The 17,511-nt window shown below is 40.1% G+C and carries 14 protein-coding genes; 3 read left to right on the top strand and 11 right to left on the bottom strand.

What is annotated here, in order from left to right:
* Positions 1–3: 3 nt before the first annotated feature.
* From HYG79_RS15765 to HYG79_RS15780, 4 genes are read right to left on the bottom strand one after another with little or no spacing between them, the layout of a single operon-like run.
* Positions 4–1,479, bottom strand: a complete 1,476-nt coding sequence (locus tag HYG79_RS15765; protein ID WP_179243025.1) for a cryptochrome/deoxyribodipyrimidine photo-lyase family protein — start codon at positions 1,477–1,479, stop codon at positions 4–6.
* On the bottom strand, positions 1,479–2,786 hold the full coding sequence (locus HYG79_RS15770) for a cryptochrome/photolyase family protein (RefSeq protein ID WP_179243026.1): 1,308 nt from the start codon (positions 2,784–2,786) through the stop codon (positions 1,479–1,481). Before HYG79_RS15770 ends, HYG79_RS15765 begins: the two co-directional genes overlap by 1 nt.
* 1 nt (position 2,787) lies before the next feature.
* Entirely contained in the window at positions 2,788–3,480 is a 693-nt protein-coding gene (locus HYG79_RS15775) for an SDR family NAD(P)-dependent oxidoreductase (RefSeq protein ID WP_179243027.1), read from the bottom strand.
* Positions 3,481–3,483: 3 nt separating this feature from the next.
* Positions 3,484–3,981, bottom strand: coding sequence for an SRPBCC family protein (locus tag HYG79_RS15780; RefSeq protein WP_179243028.1), 498 nt, complete (start codon positions 3,979–3,981; stop codon positions 3,484–3,486).
* A 188-nt stretch (positions 3,982–4,169) separates the two neighbouring features.
* Between HYG79_RS15780 and HYG79_RS15785 the strand changes: the two genes are divergently transcribed.
* Together HYG79_RS15785 and HYG79_RS15790 are read left to right on the top strand one after the other, a co-directional pair.
* On the top strand, positions 4,170–5,312 hold the full coding sequence (locus HYG79_RS15785; RefSeq protein ID WP_179243029.1) for a T9SS type A sorting domain-containing protein: 1,143 nt from the start codon (positions 4,170–4,172) through the stop codon (positions 5,310–5,312).
* A 109-nt stretch (positions 5,313–5,421) separates the two neighbouring features.
* Complete coding sequence (locus HYG79_RS15790) at positions 5,422–6,267, top strand: DUF2911 domain-containing protein (RefSeq protein ID WP_179243030.1); 846 nt, start codon at positions 5,422–5,424, stop codon at positions 6,265–6,267.
* Between the two features lie 48 nt (positions 6,268–6,315).
* Here the strand turns inward: HYG79_RS15790 and HYG79_RS15795 are convergent, their stop codons facing one another.
* The 7 genes from HYG79_RS15795 to HYG79_RS15825 form a co-directional block, all read right to left on the bottom strand.
* The gene (locus HYG79_RS15795) at positions 6,316–8,025 is read right to left on the bottom strand and encodes a sodium:solute symporter (protein ID WP_179243031.1); all 1,710 of its coding nucleotides are present in this window, start codon (positions 8,023–8,025) and stop codon (positions 6,316–6,318) included.
* A gap of 103 nt (positions 8,026–8,128) precedes the next feature.
* Positions 8,129–10,663, bottom strand: a complete 2,535-nt coding sequence (locus HYG79_RS15800; protein WP_179243032.1) for a PIG-L family deacetylase — start codon at positions 10,661–10,663, stop codon at positions 8,129–8,131.
* A 76-nt stretch (positions 10,664–10,739) separates the two neighbouring features.
* Positions 10,740–11,318: a mechanosensitive ion channel domain-containing protein gene (locus HYG79_RS15805; protein ID WP_179243033.1), complete on the bottom strand. Its 579-nt coding sequence runs from the start codon at positions 11,316–11,318 to the stop codon at positions 10,740–10,742.
* A 3-nt stretch (positions 11,319–11,321) separates the two neighbouring features.
* The gene (locus tag HYG79_RS15810) at positions 11,322–12,281 is read right to left on the bottom strand and encodes a septum formation inhibitor Maf (RefSeq protein WP_179243034.1); all 960 of its coding nucleotides are present in this window, start codon (positions 12,279–12,281) and stop codon (positions 11,322–11,324) included.
* 37 nt (positions 12,282–12,318) lie between these two features.
* Complete coding sequence (locus HYG79_RS15815) at positions 12,319–12,906, bottom strand: Maf family nucleotide pyrophosphatase (RefSeq protein WP_179243035.1); 588 nt, start codon at positions 12,904–12,906, stop codon at positions 12,319–12,321.
* A 1-nt stretch (position 12,907) separates the two neighbouring features.
* Positions 12,908–13,435 (bottom strand): KdsC family phosphatase, encoded by a 528-nt coding sequence (locus tag HYG79_RS15820; protein ID WP_179243036.1) that lies wholly within the window; start codon positions 13,433–13,435, stop codon positions 12,908–12,910.
* Positions 13,419–14,180, bottom strand: a complete 762-nt coding sequence (locus HYG79_RS15825; protein WP_179243037.1) for a Rossmann-like and DUF2520 domain-containing protein — start codon at positions 14,178–14,180, stop codon at positions 13,419–13,421. The genes HYG79_RS15820 and HYG79_RS15825 overlap by 17 nt, the downstream gene beginning before the upstream one ends.
* 141 nt (positions 14,181–14,321) lie before the next feature.
* Between HYG79_RS15825 and ccsA the strand changes: the two genes are divergently transcribed.
* Positions 14,322–17,510, top strand: a complete 3,189-nt coding sequence (gene ccsA, locus HYG79_RS15830; RefSeq protein WP_179243038.1) for a cytochrome c biogenesis protein CcsA — start codon at positions 14,322–14,324, stop codon at positions 17,508–17,510.
* Position 17,511: the final 1 nt, after the last annotated feature.

Below are 17,511 nucleotides of genomic sequence, written 5' to 3' on the forward strand. Positions count from 1 at the left end.
GTCTCAGTCGTGTTGGTCCCATACGGGTCTTCCAGGCAGGGTATGCTTACCAATAATGCGAAGGCTTTCCTGTTTTACCATGAACTGTTTTTTGCGGGCATAAAGAGTATCGCTGGCAAATTTCCGCATTTTATCTATGTCGATAATAGGGTCAGGGTAGTCCCTGCCCAAGCAAAATCCCAAAAATATGAGCTCCATTTTGGGTATTTTCCACGGTTCATGTATGTATGCTACTGGTAAATTGGCTAATTCTGGCACCCATTTTTTGATAAAAACCCCATCAGAATCGTACATTTTACTATTTTTTACCGGATTATAAATACGAATTGTATTTACGCCGGTCTCGCCGGATTGCATGTTCAATTGTGGGAAATGTATGCCGGGTTCAAAATCCAAAAAATTTTGGGCCAAATGTGCCGTACAGTCCTGCCAGGGTTGCCAAAGCAAGTGTGTGAAAAAAGACGCCAACATTGCCCGTAATCTAAAGTTTACAAAACCAGTAGTGTTTAAGCAACGCATAGCGGCATCAATAATTGGGATACCTGTTCGCCCTTCTCGCCATGCTTCTTGGAATTCTGGTTTTCTTTCCTTTTTAAGTTCATGAAACCCTTTGTTTATACTTTTGAACTCCATCTCACCTTCCATTTCGAATTTTTGGATAAAATGGGCCTGCCATCGCATGCGGGACAGGAACGAACTTAAATTACGCTTGTTGTTTTTGGCATTCTTATGGCCTGCGGCATATTGGCAAACTTGCCTCGTAGAGATATTGCCCCAAGCCAGATATGGCGATAAACGACTGCTATGCAATCTTGATTTGTTTGATTGACTATAATATGCATTATAGCCTTTTACCCTATTTTCCAGGAAAGAATTCAAATATTTGACGGCATAGGACGTACCGCCCTGCTGCATATTTTTATCCGCTGAAGTTTTGAGGGAAACCGCACTGAATTTTGTGGCGAACAATCTATCTATTTCATTTATGGTAAAAAAATCAGCAGCATCCATATTCGGCGTATCAAAATCTTGATTGATAAAGCTGACCCAGTCGTTCTTCCAACTCTTCCTATTCTTTATCCCCCTAAAGACACCATTTTGAACACTTTCAGTCCAAATTACCTTATTGTTCCTACACCAACCTTTAACACTCTTGTCCCTATCATAGGTTATTTTCATACCTGTTTCTTGATACGAGAAAACACTATCGATCTTTTTAATGGTATTCAACTTTTGGAAAAGGTCGGGAATATTGCTTTTAACAATAAATACTTTGGTGTTGTAAGGTCTTAATTGCTGTTGTAGGTTTTCAAGACTTTGTTTTATGAAATCGATATGTTTTTGGCTGTAGTGATTATCTTTTGTCCAAAGTGGTTCAAAACTGTAAAGAAGCAAAATTTTACGGCCTGTTTTTATGGCCTTGAGCAAGGGTTCATGATCTAAAAGTCGAAGATCTCTCTTAAACCATACTATGACCATTAGGCAACCGCTTCTTTATATACTTTTAAGCAACGCTCCCTGGCCTCTTTGTGATCAACCATTTTGTCCGGGTATGTAAGCTCCTGTAAGTCGGGCACCCATTTATTGATGTATTCCTTTTGTTTGTCAAACTTATCGATTTGGGTCATGGGATTAAAAATCCTGAAATAAGGCGCCGCATCAACACCGCTACCGGCAGCCCACTGCCAATTGCCAACGTTGGCACTTTGATCATAGTCCAAAAGCTTTTCAGCAAAATAAGCTTCACCCCAGCGCCAATCTATCAGTAAATGTTTACATAAAAAACTGGCCACCAACATACGAACCCTATTGTGCATGTATCCGGTTTGGTTCAACTCACGCATTCCGGCATCGACCAAAGCATATCCCGTTTCCCCATTTTTCCATTTTTCATATTCCTTTTCATTGTTTCGCCAATCTATACGATCATACTTGGGTCTAAAGGCTTTGTTGACCGTATGTGGAAAGTGCCACAGGATTTGCATAAAAAACTCGCGCCAAATAAGTTCGCTCCAAAACACCTCATTTTCTTCGGCAATGGCTTTTTTCATCATTTTACGTACCGATACCGTTCCAAAGCGTAAATGAGGCCCTAAACGTGAGGTGCCATTTTCCTTTGCGGGAAAATTACGGGTGTCTTCATAGTTTTCAATTAGGGTAGGGGTTACGGTATAATCGGGAACTTTTATATTAGAAGTTTCAAAACCCATATCGGAAAGCGATAGATTGGGTAGTCTTGAATGCTCGATCAGATTGTCCATATACTGATTTGTATAATGAACAGTCAAATCATCTTCGTTAAAGGTAGACTTCCATTTGTTTTTGTAAGGCGTGTATACCACATACGGATCACCATCGTCTTTGACGACCTCGTCTTTTTCAAAAACGACTTGGTCTTTGTAGGTTTTGAAATCAATATTTTTTTCGCTCAAAAAAGAGTGTATTTCCTCATCCCGTTCTTTGGCATAAGGTTCATAGTCACGGTTGGTGTAAACCGATTCAATTTCATGCTCGCTTACTAGTTTTTTGAAAACATCTTTGGGGCTGCCATGGTAAAGTGCAATTGAACTTTGGTTATTTTCTTGAAGTTCGTCCCTCATTTTTTGTAAAGTTTGATGGATAAAAGTTACCCGAGCATCATTTTTGGGTAGTTTATCCAATATTTCGGTATCAAAAATAAATACGGGAAGTACGGGAAAATCACCTTTTAGGGCTTGTAGAAAACCTATATTGTCATCCAATCGCAAATCTCTACGAAACCAAAAGACTGAAACTTTTTTACTCATCTTAGCTTATATTCAATGTAGACATACCACCATCGACACCAACGATCTGCCCGGTCATCCACGTGCTGTCATCACTCAATAAAAATAAAGCGATATTTGCAATATCCTCTGGTTTGCCCACACGTTTTAGAGGATGACGCTGAGACATCATCTCTACTTTTTTGTCATTGTTGAGCAAGCGCCCCGCCAATGGTGTATCTACCAATGAAGGTGCCACTACATTTACTCTTAGTTTTGGTGCATATTCAGCGGCCATTGATTTTGCAAAACCTTCAATAGCGCCCTTAGCGGCGGCCACACTTGTATGAAAAGGCATGCCAGTGCCTACTGCTACAGTGCTGAAAAAGACCATACTGCCGCCTTCTACCATTTTTCCTATGATGGTCTTTACCGTTTTGACCATACTAAAGAAATTAAGTTGCATGTCCTCTTCAAATGTCTCCAGACTCATCATTTTGAAAGGTTTTAAGTTTATACTACCGGGGCAGTACACAAAACCGTGCAGTTCTTCAGGTAGGTGGGAAACGTCCAAATCGTCCGTAGTGGCATCAAATGGAATATGGGTAACATCCAAACCATCCAAGCCCTCTTTTGTACGTGATGCAACAAAGACTTTGTTGTTTTTTTGCAGTTGTGTCGCAAGGGATAATCCTATGCCATGCGAACCACCTATCAATAATATATTTTTACTCATAATTTAGAATGATTTATAATGTATTTCTTTTGGTGTTCTTTCTATGGTACCAAAAAGTTCGATTAGTTTTTGTTCCCTATACTCAAATATTTGACGCAATTGTTTTTTCACTAAAATGGGATGGGCGATTTGCCCTAATATTCCAAAAGGAATCTTGTAGTCTATAATATCCTCCATTTGTACACCCCCTTCGATCTCTTTTATAAAATGCTTGTGATGCCAAAGTGCATACGGCCCAAAACGTTGTTCATCTACAAAGTACTCACCTTTTTCGACATGTGTTATCTCGGTCACCCATTTGGTCGTATATCCAGGAAAGGGGGATACTTTGTATTGTATTATTTGTCCCGAAAACATGGGCCTATCAGCACCTGACAATATCGTAAAACCCATGTGGTCCGGAGTAATGACTTTAAGGTTTTTTGGGTCGGACAAAAATTCCCAAGCCTTTTGTTTGGTGATGGGCAAAGCTTGTTTGGAACGTAGTTGGTATAATTTCATAAATAACATTTACACAAATATAGAATCAATATTGTTTAATAAAAAATATAGAAGGTTAAACAAATTGTTAATATCATTTTAGATTTGGATTTCGATTGTTTTCAAATAGGTTATTTGCCCTCACTTACCAGCTTTATGTATTGGGTTTTCATTTGAGTTTTGTACATTTCACCGTAAAATAACGGCCCATGAGATTTTTGTCTCTGTTTTTTGCTTTATTTAACTTTCTATTTGCCCTAAGCCAGCAAGATATTGATGCTTTAGGTGAACTAACCGATGAACTATCCGAAAATTCCGGATTGATTTTTTATGATGGCCGACTCATTACACACAACGATTCAGGCAATTCCCCACAATTGTTTGAAATTGATACGGTTACATTGCAAATTGCCAGAACAATAACACTTACCAATGCATCGAATGTAGACTGGGAAGATATTACCCAAGACGATGAATTTATATACGTTGGTGATTTTGGGAACAATAGTGGGGTTAGGCAAGACTTGTCAATCTATAAAATCAGCAAAGAAGATTATAAAAAATCAGATAATGTAGTTACGGAGAGAATTGATTTCAAGTATGAAAATCAAACAGATTTTATAAAAAACGGCAACAGCGATTGGGATGCAGAGGCCATGTTTGTTTTGGACGATACGCTTATTATACTTACGAAACAATGGAAAAGTATGCGGACCTCCGCATATAGTGTTCCCACGGAAACAGGTTTGCATACGGCCAAATTACTTGGCTCACATGAGGTCAACGGATTGGTAACGGGAGCTACTTACAATACCGTTTCAGATGTTCTGTACCTCTCCGGGTACTCTCCGTTTTTACAACCTTTTATTGTTCGTGTAGATGGTGTTGAAACAAAAAATATCTTTGGTAATAATCAGGTGAAGATGATGCTCAATATAGATTTTGCCCAAATCGAAGGGATAACCTGGGTAGACAAGAATCGCTATTTTTTGTCATCTGAACTCTTTGAGAATGCCAACCCGCCCGTACGGTTAAAATCACAATTATTTACATTCACTTCGGAAGATAAGGTAGAGTCAGATGATATTCTTGATGAAGGTGGGCAACTAGATGAAGAAAAATTGGTAATCTATAGAAAACCAAATTCCTCTATATTGCAATATAACTTCAGTATCGATAAAGAATTACAAAGTAGGGCCATATATGATACGACTGGGAAACGGGTACAATTTTCCTTGGGCGATACCGTAGAAAATACCGATATTGATTTATCGGCGTTCCAAAAATCGATATACTATCTCACTTTTCATTTTAATGGGCGTACCGTGTCCAAGCCATTTATCTGGGATTAAGTTATTATGGCCAATTCTTTAGAACTGTGCCGTATGGCTCTTTTAAGATTTAATTAACGCCACCCGTAAAGCTTTATATCTAGTTTTGTGAAAATTAAAAACTACACCAATGAAAAAATTAACCCTTTTATTATGTATGGTAATCACGACGGCCACAATGCAGTCACAGATTACAACACCAGCACCAAGCCCTTTTTCAACACTAGAGCAGAAAGTTGGTCTTACCGATGTTACCGTTGAATATTCAAGGCCGTCAATGCGCGGTAGAACCGTTTTTGGTGATTTGGTCCCTTATGATAAATTATGGAGAACAGGCGCAAATGCCTACACCAAAGTTACTTTTGGCACCGAGGCAACAATAGATGGCCAAACCTTGAAGGCGGGAACATATTCCGTATTTACCAAACCAGGTAAGTCTTCATGGGAAGTTTTCTTTTACACCGATACCGAAGGAGGAGGAACACCCCGAGATTGGGACGATAGTAAAGTTGCCGCAAAAACCACGGTACAGGTATATCCTATTGAAATGCCAATCGAAACCTTTACAATTACAATCGATGATTTAAAAAGCGATGGTGCCAATTTAGGAATCATGTGGGAAAAGGCATATGTTGGCGTTCCGTTTACGGTTCCTACCGATGCTGCGGTTCAGAAAGATATAGATAGGGCTCTAAATGGGCCGAGTGCCGGCGACTATTACGCATCGGCAGTTTATTACTTGAGTGAAGATAAAGATATCTCAAAAGCTAAGGAATGGATGGAAAAAGCAATGTCGATGACCGAAAAACCTGCTTTTTGGCAATTGCGCCAACAATCTTTGATATATGCTAAAGCTGGGGACAAAAAGCAAGCCATCGCAACCGCTAAAAAGTCTTTGGCCGCTTCTGAAGCTGCGGGCAATACCGATTACATAAAAATGAACAAGGATTCTTTGAAAGAATGGGGTGCCATGTAGTGTATGTAACCTCAATATCAAAACTAAAACCCGCCTTTGAGCGGGTTTTTATGTTTTAATGGGCGGGTTGTTTTTTAACCCCCTGTCGAATACTTCCAATAAAAAGGCCAAAGCCATGACCAAGGCACAACCAAAGGCATTGAGCCATAAATAGGACATCCAATCATAATACCAGCCAAAAATAACGACAATCTGTGTTATCACTGCCGCTACAAAAACTGCGTTCCCTCTTACAAACCTAAAGAAAAATGCCAATAGGAAAATCCCCAGAACATTACCGTAAAAAATCGAGCCAATAATATTGACCAATTGAATTAGGTTATCAAACAAATTGGCGACACATGCTATGATAATCGCAATAATGCCCCACAAGAGTGTAAACCCTTTGGATGCCTTTAAATAATGTTCCGGGCTAAACTCACCAACCCTATTTCTTTTATAAAGGTCTAGGGCCGTAATCGTGCCCAAAGCATTAAGTTCTGATGCCGTCGAAGACATGGCAGCGGACAGGATAACCGCCAACAATAGCCCAATAAGGCCTCTAGGTAGGTAATTTAGGATAAAATGTATAAAAACATAATCCTTGTCATTGGTCTCCACAACACTGTCTGCCTTTCTTATTAGGGTCTTGGCATTCTCCCTGTTTCTTTTTTCAAGGGTATTTATCTTGATAATATTTTGTTTGGCTTCTTCTACGCTCGCATATTCTTTGAGTTCCAGAGCTGCGGAAAATTTATTCTGAGCCATTTTTTTTTCAATCTCCAAATCTTTGTGCGCTAGTTCCAATTTTTTATAATCATCTGCGTACGAAGACTCCATTACCGCATTTGTAGCAGCTGGATTAAAATTTAAAGGCGAAGGGTTGTATTGGTAAAAAACAAAAACCATAACCCCGACCAAAAGGATAAAGAATTGCATGGGAATTTTCAAAATTCCGTTGAAAACAAGCCCCAGTTGACTTTCCCTGACCGATTTACCGGATAAATACCGTTGTACTTGACTTTGGTCGGTTCCAAAATAGGCCAATGCCAAAAACATACCACCTGTTATACCGCTCCAAAAGGTGTATCTACTATTGGTATCAAAGTTGAAATCCAAGATGTTAAGTTTGTCACTAGCTCCGGCAACTTTTAAGGCTTTACCAAATGAAAGGTCGGCGGGCAAATAGCCCAATATAAAAAAGAAGGCGATGAACATCCCTGTCATTATAATGAACATTTGTTGTTTTTGGGTAACGCTTACCGCTTGGGTTCCACCGGTGACGGTATAAATAATGACGAGTACACCAATAATGATGTTCAATGTTCGTAAATCCCAGCCCAGTACAGCCGAGAGTATAATGGATGGCGCAAAAATGGTTATTCCCGCAGCTAAGCCCCGTTGTATCAAAAACAAGGTCGCGGCCAAGGTTCTGGTTTTCAAGTCAAACCGTTTTTCCAAAAACTCATAAGCGGTAAATACCTTTAGCTTATGGTAAAGCGGTATAAAAACAATACAGATAATGACCATAGCCAAAGGAAGGCCAAAATAAAACTGCACAAACCCCATTCCGTCATGAAATGCCTGGCCGGGTGTAGATAAAAAAGTAATGGCACTTGCCTGAGTGGCCATAACGGACAGACCAATGGTCCACCATTTGGATTGATTGCCGGCGAGCACGTAATCGCTTACGTTCTTGCTTCCCTTTGTTTTCCAAACACCAAACCCTACGATGAAGATAAGCGTTCCGGCGAGTATTATCCAATCCAGCGCTTCCATTATGTATAGGCGGTCATTATCAGATAAAATATGAATATGTAAACCACATTGAGCAATAACACAAGGTTATACTCTTTTTTCCACACAAATTTATCTTCTGGTGTCATCCTTTGATGTTTTCTTTGCGTTCTACCTTATCTTTTCCTAAAGATAACATATTGGCAAAAAGCTTGTAAGCTCCAGAAACACCTGCTGGTAGTTCCCTAAAAAAGCTTAGTCCTGTATAAATATAGTTGCCCTGACCGTACGGAGCTACTAAAAGGCTTCCTTTTTTTTCATTTTCCCCTTTATCGCTCATTGAAAGGATAGGGGTAAAGGCATTATCCCATTCGTTTGGAAAATATAGACCGCGTTCTTGTATCCATCCATCAAAGTCGGAAGGTTCAATGACGTTGGGGAAGTTAACAATACTGTGTTTTGATGCTAGTATCTTTACATCGGCGTTTTCATCGGTAACCCTATCGCGGGAAAGAGTTAATGGATATGGGGCAATGTCCTTAAACTGCTCCTTCCATCTACCCGATGTGTTGTATTGTATCACAAGATTGCCGCCGTCTTTTACATAGTCCAATAAAAATCGCTGTTTAAATTTTAAGGCATCCACTACATTATAGGCACGTATGCCCAAAACCACGGCATCAAATTTATCCAAACTACCGGCCTGTATATCATTGGGGTCTATTATTACTACATTGTAACCTATTTGTTCAAGGCTTTTTGGAACATCATCTCCCGCTCCTACGATATACCCGATGTTTTCACCTGATTTTTCTATGTTCAACCTCACTACTTTCGCTTCTGAGGGTAAAAGTATAGACTGTGTGGGCACATGATCGTACTCGATTTTCACCAGCTCTTTAGTGATTTTTTTACCGTTTATCTTGATTATGGGAGAAATAAAGCTCTCATCTTCATAATTGGGTGGCGTAAGCGTAAACATTAAAATTTGTTCGTCTCCTTGTTTTGCGATGTCAAAGGCTTTGGTTTCAGTATCCACGATCCATCCTTTGGAGTAGCAAAATTGAACCTCTCCCTTTACATTGTCTTTATGTGCTTTTACTGTTATGGGTACCTGTTTAGGGCTTCCATCGGCAAAAATCAATACCTTATCGCTAAAGCTTGCCGTGACTTCTGGAAGTATTTCAAAGGGTTGATACAATTCGCCCTTATCAGGTTTGGAATATCTATGCACTACTGGCTTTTCAAAAGATATACTCACCCCATTGATTTCAAGTTGAAACAGTGCATGAAAAGCTCTTGGAGTTTCTGGTTTCCCAATAAGTTTTTCGTCTTGTACGTTGTACATGCCCAGACTTCCTTTTTCGTTTAACCAATAGGGGCTTGTGTATTGGGTGTTTTCGGGAATATTTATATCGATTTTTAAATTTTGTTTTTCATTATTTTTTAAAATGATGGATGGGTTTGATACGGATTTACTGTTGGTAATTTGAATGGATTTTAAAACAATGTTCGTATTGCTCCTGTTCAAAGCCTCTATATTTACCTCGACAGTCCCTCCGGGATTGGAATAAGGGGTTTTGGCCGATGCTTCTAGATATAGTCCCGACACTGCTGCAATGATAGCTTTAAGCTCTTTGGATTTTTGGGTCTTCCAGTGCTCATCGGTTATGTCTTGAAGTAATCCATAGGCCTCTATGAGTTCCGGTAAATGGGATGAAGGGTCTTTAAAATTAAAGTTGGCTTCAACCCTGTTCAAAAGGGTACCGATTGCTTTTCCGCCCTTTACCCGGGTCCACGTAGTGTTGATTCCGTCAAAAATATCGCTTTTATCGCCGGGCAGATCCCCTTTGAGCAGCTCTATATATTCATTTTGTGACCCACGTGTGGATAATCTACCAAAACCTTGGCAAAGGTGCTGACTGCTCGCTAGTGCAGCAATCTCGTTGTTTGAAACTCCCAGCATTGGATAAAAAACACCAACATCCAGATTGAGCATGTTGGACTTATCTGCCGCATCAAACTTTTCTTGACTGCCATAAAACCACCAAGAGGTATTAAAGAAAAGCCTTCTCGGCTGCCACGTTTCCGTATTTTGTAATTGGTTTTTGTATGCGTTCACATCGTTGGCCAGTTCAAAAGCTTCCATACTCAACATTGCCGATGCAGTGTGATGCCCATGGGTTGTTCCCGGGCTTCGATGGTCAAACCTATTTATGATAACGTCGGGCTTGAACTTTCTTATGGCCCAAACCACATCGGCCAGCACTTTTTCTTTGTCCCATATGGTTAAAGTTTCGTCCGGATGTTTGGAGTACCCAAAATCATTTGCCCTGGTAAAGATTTGTTCCCCACCATCTACACGTCTAGCCCCTAAAAGTTCTTGGGTTCGTAAAACACCCAAAAGTTCACGTAATTCGGGACCTATCAGATTTTGACCCCCATCACCTCGGGTCAATGACAAATATGCGGTTCTGGCTTTTACTTTGTTGGATAAATAGGAAATCAATCGGGTATTTTCGTCATCAGGATGCGCGGCAATATAAAGTGCCGAGCCTAAAAAATTAAGTTTTTGGATATCGTGATGAATTTCGGAAGAAGATTTTTTTACGGGTGCTTGTGCATTTAGGGATGCCACAAAAAAGGCAAAAGCCAAACAAATTGCCAGAAAACGGTGCATATGTCTTGATTTAGTCGGTACTCAAAGATAGAAAGATAAACTAGTGCATATGTGCTTTTAGAACTTCTTTAACAAACTAGTCGGTCGCATCTTCGGCTTGTAGGTTATCATCGATTGAATTATCATCAAAAGAAGAAATCAAAGCGACCCCTTTTTGTAATATCAAACTGTTGGGATAGGTAACCATCTCCCCGTTATTTCTTCGTAAATGAAGGTGAAAGGCCCGTATGTCCTCGATAACAAAAATATCCTTTACAGGTTCTGGTGTATCGTTGATTTCCTTATCGAATATGCGTATGGTATTTCCTATTTTGAACGGATAGGAAAAAAAAATGATAACGCCGGCCGTAACGTTACTTAAAATAGACCACTGCGCAAAAAATGCAATACCGATAACGGCAAAAACCGAAGAAATCAAAACGCCCAAATCCTTGAAGTTCACGCCCCATATCAAAGTCAAGACCGCAAGGGATGTCATGGTCAAGGCTATTGAAATATATTTGATGATGAGGTTTGTCCTAACCTGATTAAAGTCCCCAAGCTTACCTACTTTGCGAACCGCTTTGGTAAATCCAAACTTTAGTATCAATACCAGAACAAAAGTGATTAAACTCGACAGAAGTTCACTTTTATGGGCGGTAATAAATTCTTCCATAGATTATAATCCTAGACTATCGCGCAAATATACATCACTGTTGCTGTTTTGTGTCCAATACGGTGTGTTCATTGTTTTGATTTTTGTCGCTTTTGAAGTAAGGGTTTTTGCATTGGCCCCATAACCACTCTTGGAAGTTTCGGACCAGCCCTCTATGGCATAAGGAAATTCTGATGCATATTTAATTTCCAACGTTCTATCAAGTTCGGGGTATGTTATTGAATATATATTTATACCATTTTCCGTTGTTGATGTAGCGGTTGCGGTATACGCTTTTAACTCCTTGTGGGATAGTCTTATATATTCCATAGATGGTATTATTTTCAACTCACCGATAGGCAAATCGGACGGATTTATACGTATTTTGTTCCAAAGCTCGTTTTCCAGCACTGTTTTTTCAAGCTCCAGATTTTGGTCGGCCTCTGACTCAAAATAAGAACGGGACTGTACTTTGAACTTATCTTTGTTGTTTAACTGTGCATATACCTGTCCGCACCATTCCTGGGATGAAAAAGAAACTTTGATGGCATGTTGGTTATCGTGCACCGGATAAAAACTACTGCTCATAATGGAATACGGATATATTCCCGTGAGATAATTCTTGGTATGGTTCAATTTTAGGACCGGGATATTATCCGGGTTGGCGCCATCGGCCTTTACTTGTTTGTCATTTAAAAAAGGCTCGGTTACATAAATAAGTACGGAATTCCCCTCGCGTAGCTGGCCATATCTTGCCTGTTCTATTTTGTATGAAGTGATTTCTGCGTTACCGGCATACCAATACTTTTTGAATTCTTCGGAAAGCTGTTTTTTTGGCTTTATTTTGGTATTGTTAGGTTTCTCTGTATTCAGGGCGATGTTACTGTCATTGTTTTTCGCAACTTCCTTACATGACTGTAAGGTCGAGGTAAGTGCGGCCAAAAGCACCATTGAAATCTCTAGTTTGAACCAATTTTTGAACATGATGTATACGATTTTTTTCAAAATTACCTAAAATACATCAACCTACCATACCCATTAACGTTTTGTAAACCAATTGTGTAGGCAAACCAACAACGTTGGTATAAGAGCCTTGTATTTCCTCAATTGCAATCAGCCCTATCCATTCTTGAATGCCGTATGCCCCGGCTTTGTCGAAGGGTTGGTAAGCGTCTATATAAAAATTGATTTCTTCATTGGTCAATTCCCGAAATTTTACTCGGGTCACTTGGTGTTGTACGATTTGGTTTTTTAATGTTGTAAAACATACCGATGTGATTACGTCATGCCAATTTCCCGAGAGTTTTTTTAGCATCTCATAGGCTTCCTGTTTGTCTAAGGCTTTTGCCAAGGATTCTCCATTATGCCAGACAACGGTGTCGGAAGTGATTAAAATCTCTTTTTGTAACAAGCTGCCTTCAAAGGGGGTGGCCTTCAATTTTGCCAGATAATCCGAGATTTCGGCTCCAGATAATCCTGAAGGATATATTTCCTCAATAGGCTTTAACCGTATTTCAACATCTAGGCCTAATTCCTTGAAATACTGTTGGCGTCGTGGCGAACCCGATGCGAGTACAAGATGATGGTTTTTTAATCTATCCAGTAACATACTAATCGTTTGCAGCGCTAAAATTCTCCAACCAATCGCCCCGTACCTTGAGTACTTGTTCTATAACATCACGTACACAGCCATCACCACCGTTTTTATGGGAGATGTATTTGGACACTGCCTTTACCTCTTGAACCGCGTTTTGCGGGCATGTGGGCAGTCCTACCAGTAGCATGGGTGGGATATCAGGTATATCATCCCCCATGTAAAGTACATGCTCTGGTTTTATGTCATAAATATCCAAATATTCTTTTAAGGGCTCTTCTTTGTGATGTGCGCCCATGTAAATATCGGTTACGCCCAAGCCACGCAGCCTGTTTCTGACACCTTCGTTGGTGCCACCGGTTATGATACATACATTATACCCTTTGTTCAAAGCGGTCTTTAGCGCATAGCCGTCTTTGACGCTCATTTTCCGTAGCATTTCACCATCTGTGGTAATTATAAGCGTACCATCTGTAAAAACACCATCTACGTCCAAAACAAAGGTGGTGATTTGCTTAAGGCTTTCTTTATAACTTTTTTCCATATATTTTTTGAATCGATTGGGTCAATAACCCATATATCTCATATTGGTCTTTGTCCTGTATCTGGTTTAAATGTTCTTCTATGGTTCTTGTATCGTTTCTTTTAGCGGGGCCGGTCTGCGATTCTTTTGGGGACAGGGTTTGTATTTTATGGGCCGTTTCCATTATCAAAGCTTTTAATAGATCAAAGGGTATTTTGTGTTCTGTGCAGATGTTTTCCCCTATATGGTATAGGTGATTGGTAAAATTGTTTACGAATACTGCTGCCAAATGCAATGGTTTTCTTTGTTCGGAAGTAATATGATAAACTTTTTTTGATAAGGTTTTTGCTAATCGTTCAAGCAATTTTTCATCTTCTTTGTTTTTGGCCTCAATGCAGATGGGAACGGTTTTAAAATCTATTTTTTTGCCTACGGTAAATGTCTGTAGCGGATAAAAAACACCTTTCCTATTTGATTTCAAGTCGTTCAGGGGAACACTCCCAGAGGTGTGGCATACCAATCCCCGGTAATTTGTAAATAACTGTGAAACAGTATTTATAGAATCATCACTTATAGCTATGATCAAAACATCTGAAGGGTTGATTTTTTTAAAATCAGTTGTCGTCGGGGCATGTTTTTCAAAGTGTGTCAAAGCCTTCTTGTTCCTTCCCACAACCTGTATTACGGTAACATTGTTTAGTGCTAGAAAGGCATCAAATAGATGTTTCGCTACATTTCCCGTACCTACAAGCGTAATTGTGATCATGGGCTCAAAAATACAAATTTAATGGCCCTGTTCACATTAGGTTTTAATTAACAAAGTTGTTTAACTTTTTAAAGCGCTTTCAAGCTCTTAAAATCATCAAAAGGGCGTATTTTTGCATGCTGAAAACCAATTTGTTTACTAATGACAGATTTGCTTAAAAAGATTTTCTTCTCTACACGTTTAATGGCGCTTTTATTCATTGTTTTTGCCGTTGCCATGGCCTTTGGTACATTTATCGAAAGCAAATACAGCACGGACACTGCCCGCATATGGATTTACAATGCTTGGTGGTTTGAAGCGATAATGGTTTTCTTCGTCATCAATTTTATTGGCAATATGTTCCGTTATCGTTTATTTCAATGGAAAAAATGGCCCGTGTTGACTTTACATCTTTCTTGGGTTCTTATCATTTTAGGGGCATTTATAACCAGGTATATTAGTTTTGAAGGCATGATGCCCATACGGGAGGGAAATTCTGAAAATGTTTTTTATTCGGATAAAACCCACCTAACGGTTTACGTTGATGGAGAAATTGATGGGCAACCAAGGCGAAAAATCTTAGAAGACGATTTGATAGTGACCGCAGAGGCCTTAAAGTCAAATCTGCCCTGGAATCAAGATTTTAACGGACAACCTTTCACCGTTTCTTATGTAGATTTTATTGATGGGGCGGAAGAAGGCCTAATCCCTGACGAAAATGGTAAGGAATTTTTAAAATTGGTCGAAGCGGGAGACGGTCAACGCCATGAACATTATTTGGAGAGTGGCGAGGTTTCCAATATACATAATGTATTGTTTGCCCTGAACAAACCTACCGATGGTGCCATCAACATAACGGTCACCGATAGTACATATCAAATAAATTCTCCTTTTGAAGGTGATTTTATGCGAATGGCGGATCAGTTCAAGGGCGAATTGGCAAAGGATAGCACCCAGCAATTACAGCTTCGTTCGTTATATTCGGTAGGCAACATGCAATTTGTGATACCTGAGCCAGTGGTTAGGGGGGTCAACGGAATTGTAAAAGTACCTGTCGAAAAAATGACCGAACAGACCTTGGATGCTTTGGTCGTATCGGTATCCAGTAATGGAGAAACGGTTGAGAAGAAGCTGTTGGGAGGAAAAGGCACTTCTGAATTTTCGGATAAGTTTACCGTGGGCGGGCTTGATTTTATGTTGAGTTATGGCTCCAAAGTATACGAGTTGCCATTTAATATTAAACTGAACGATTTCATTGCTGAAAAATACCCTGGCACCGAAAAAGGATATGCTTCTTTTATGAGTAAGGTTACCGTAGAGGACGAGCGCCCGTTCGACTATGATATTTTTATGAACAATATTTTGGACCATAGGGGATACCGTTTTTTTCAATCTAGCTTTCACCCCGATGAAAAAGGTACAGTTCTCTCCGTAAACCATGACCAATGGGGTACTTGGATTACCTATGTCGGATATTTTTTATTGTATTTAGGGCTCATGGGCATTATGTTTTTTGGGAAAACACGTTTTAAAGATTTGGCCAACGCATTAAAAAAATTGGAATCCAAGAAAAGGAAGCTTACCACGATATTCTTATTGGGTACGTTGCTGAACGTAGCGGGCCAAGAACATTCTGCGAATGATGGCCACGACCATAATGCGGCACCCACACAGGCACAAGTGGATTCGTTGATCAAAACCACGGTTGTATCCGAGGAACACGCTGACAAGTTTGGTGCTTTGGTCATTCAAGATGATGCTGGCCGAATGAAACCGATACATACATTCTCGTCCGAGCTTTTGCGTAAACTAAGCCTTACCGATAAATATGAAGATATGAACGCAGACCAGGTGTTCCTGTCTATGATGTTGGCTCCGGCAGCATGGTATAATGCAGAGTTTATCGCTATTGATAAAAAAGGGGAAAATGACAGTATCCGAAGTGTTATAGGGGTTCCCAAAGGTCAAAAATATATGAAGGCGACCGACTTTTTTGACAAAAAAGGAAACTACAAGCTAGAACCTTTTCTTCGTGATGCAACGGCAACCAATAACCCCAACCAGTTTGAAAAGGATTTTAAGGAAGCCAATATTCGTTTGTCACTTCTAAACGAAGCATTGAGTGGTCAAATTGTCAAGATTTTCCCATTATTGAACGATGAAAACAATAAATGGATTTCTGCTATCGAATATCGTGGCGGGCAGTTTCAGGTAGGTGATTCGCTGTATGCCAATTTTATCAAAAATTCTATCCCCTATTATAAGATGACGCTCCAAAAAGCGATAGCTTCTGGAGATTATTCTGATGCGGACAAGCTTTTGGAAGCCTTCAAACAAAACCAAAAAAACCATGGTAGTGAGGTATTGCCGTCTGATAAAAAAATCAAAACGGAAATCATCTATAACAAGCTGGATATCTTCAACCAGTTATGGAAATGGTATCCCTTGGTCGGATTATTACTGTTTTTTGTATTGATTTTTCAGATTTTCAAGGACCGCTCCCTATGGCGTGTCGCCATATATTTCTTGAAAGGAATGATCATCATCTTTTTTCTTTGGCATACCGCAGGGCTCGTGTTGCGTTGGTACATTTCGGGCCATGCCCCATGGAGTAACGCTTACGAAAGCATACTGTATGTTGCTTGGGCCACAATGGCCATAGGCTTGGCTTTCGGGAGAAAAAGCAATATGACCATAGGGGCTTCGGCCTTTGTGGCGGGAATGCTGCTGTGGATAGCCCATCAAAATTGGGTAGACCCTGCAATTGGGACCCTCGTTCCTGTACTCGATAGTTACTGGCTCATGATTCACGTTGCCGTAATTGTGGGTAGCTACGGTCCGCTCACGGTAGGTATGATTTTGGGCGTTGTTAGTCTCATTTTGATAATCCTTACCAACACAAAGAACAAAACCCGTATGGAAGTGAATCTCAAAGAAATGACCATTATCAACGAAATCTCATTGACCGTTGGTCTGATTATGCTGACCATAGGCAATTTTTTAGGTGGGCAATGGGCCAACGAGAGTTGGGGGCGTTATTGGGGCTGGGACCCTAAGGAAACTTGGGCATTGATTTCCATTATGGTGTATGCCTTCGTGATCCACACACGATTGGTACCAGGGCTTAGGGGCAAGTGGTTGTTCAACTTCTTGAGCGTCATCGCTTTCGGGAGTATTATGATGACCTATTTTGGCGTTAATTATTATTTGGTAGGCCTTCACAGTTACGGCCAGAGTGGTGCAGCGGCCATAACGCCAGACTATGTTTGGTATATTGCGTTAGGCGCCGCCATTTTGGGTGGAGTAAGTTATTGGAGGTACAAGGCCAATTATGTAAAAACGGCCAGTTAAG

The sequence above is a fragment of the Costertonia aggregata genome (genome assembly GCF_013402795.1).
GTDB classification, from domain to species: Bacteria; Bacteroidota; Bacteroidia; order Flavobacteriales; family Flavobacteriaceae; genus Costertonia; species Costertonia aggregata.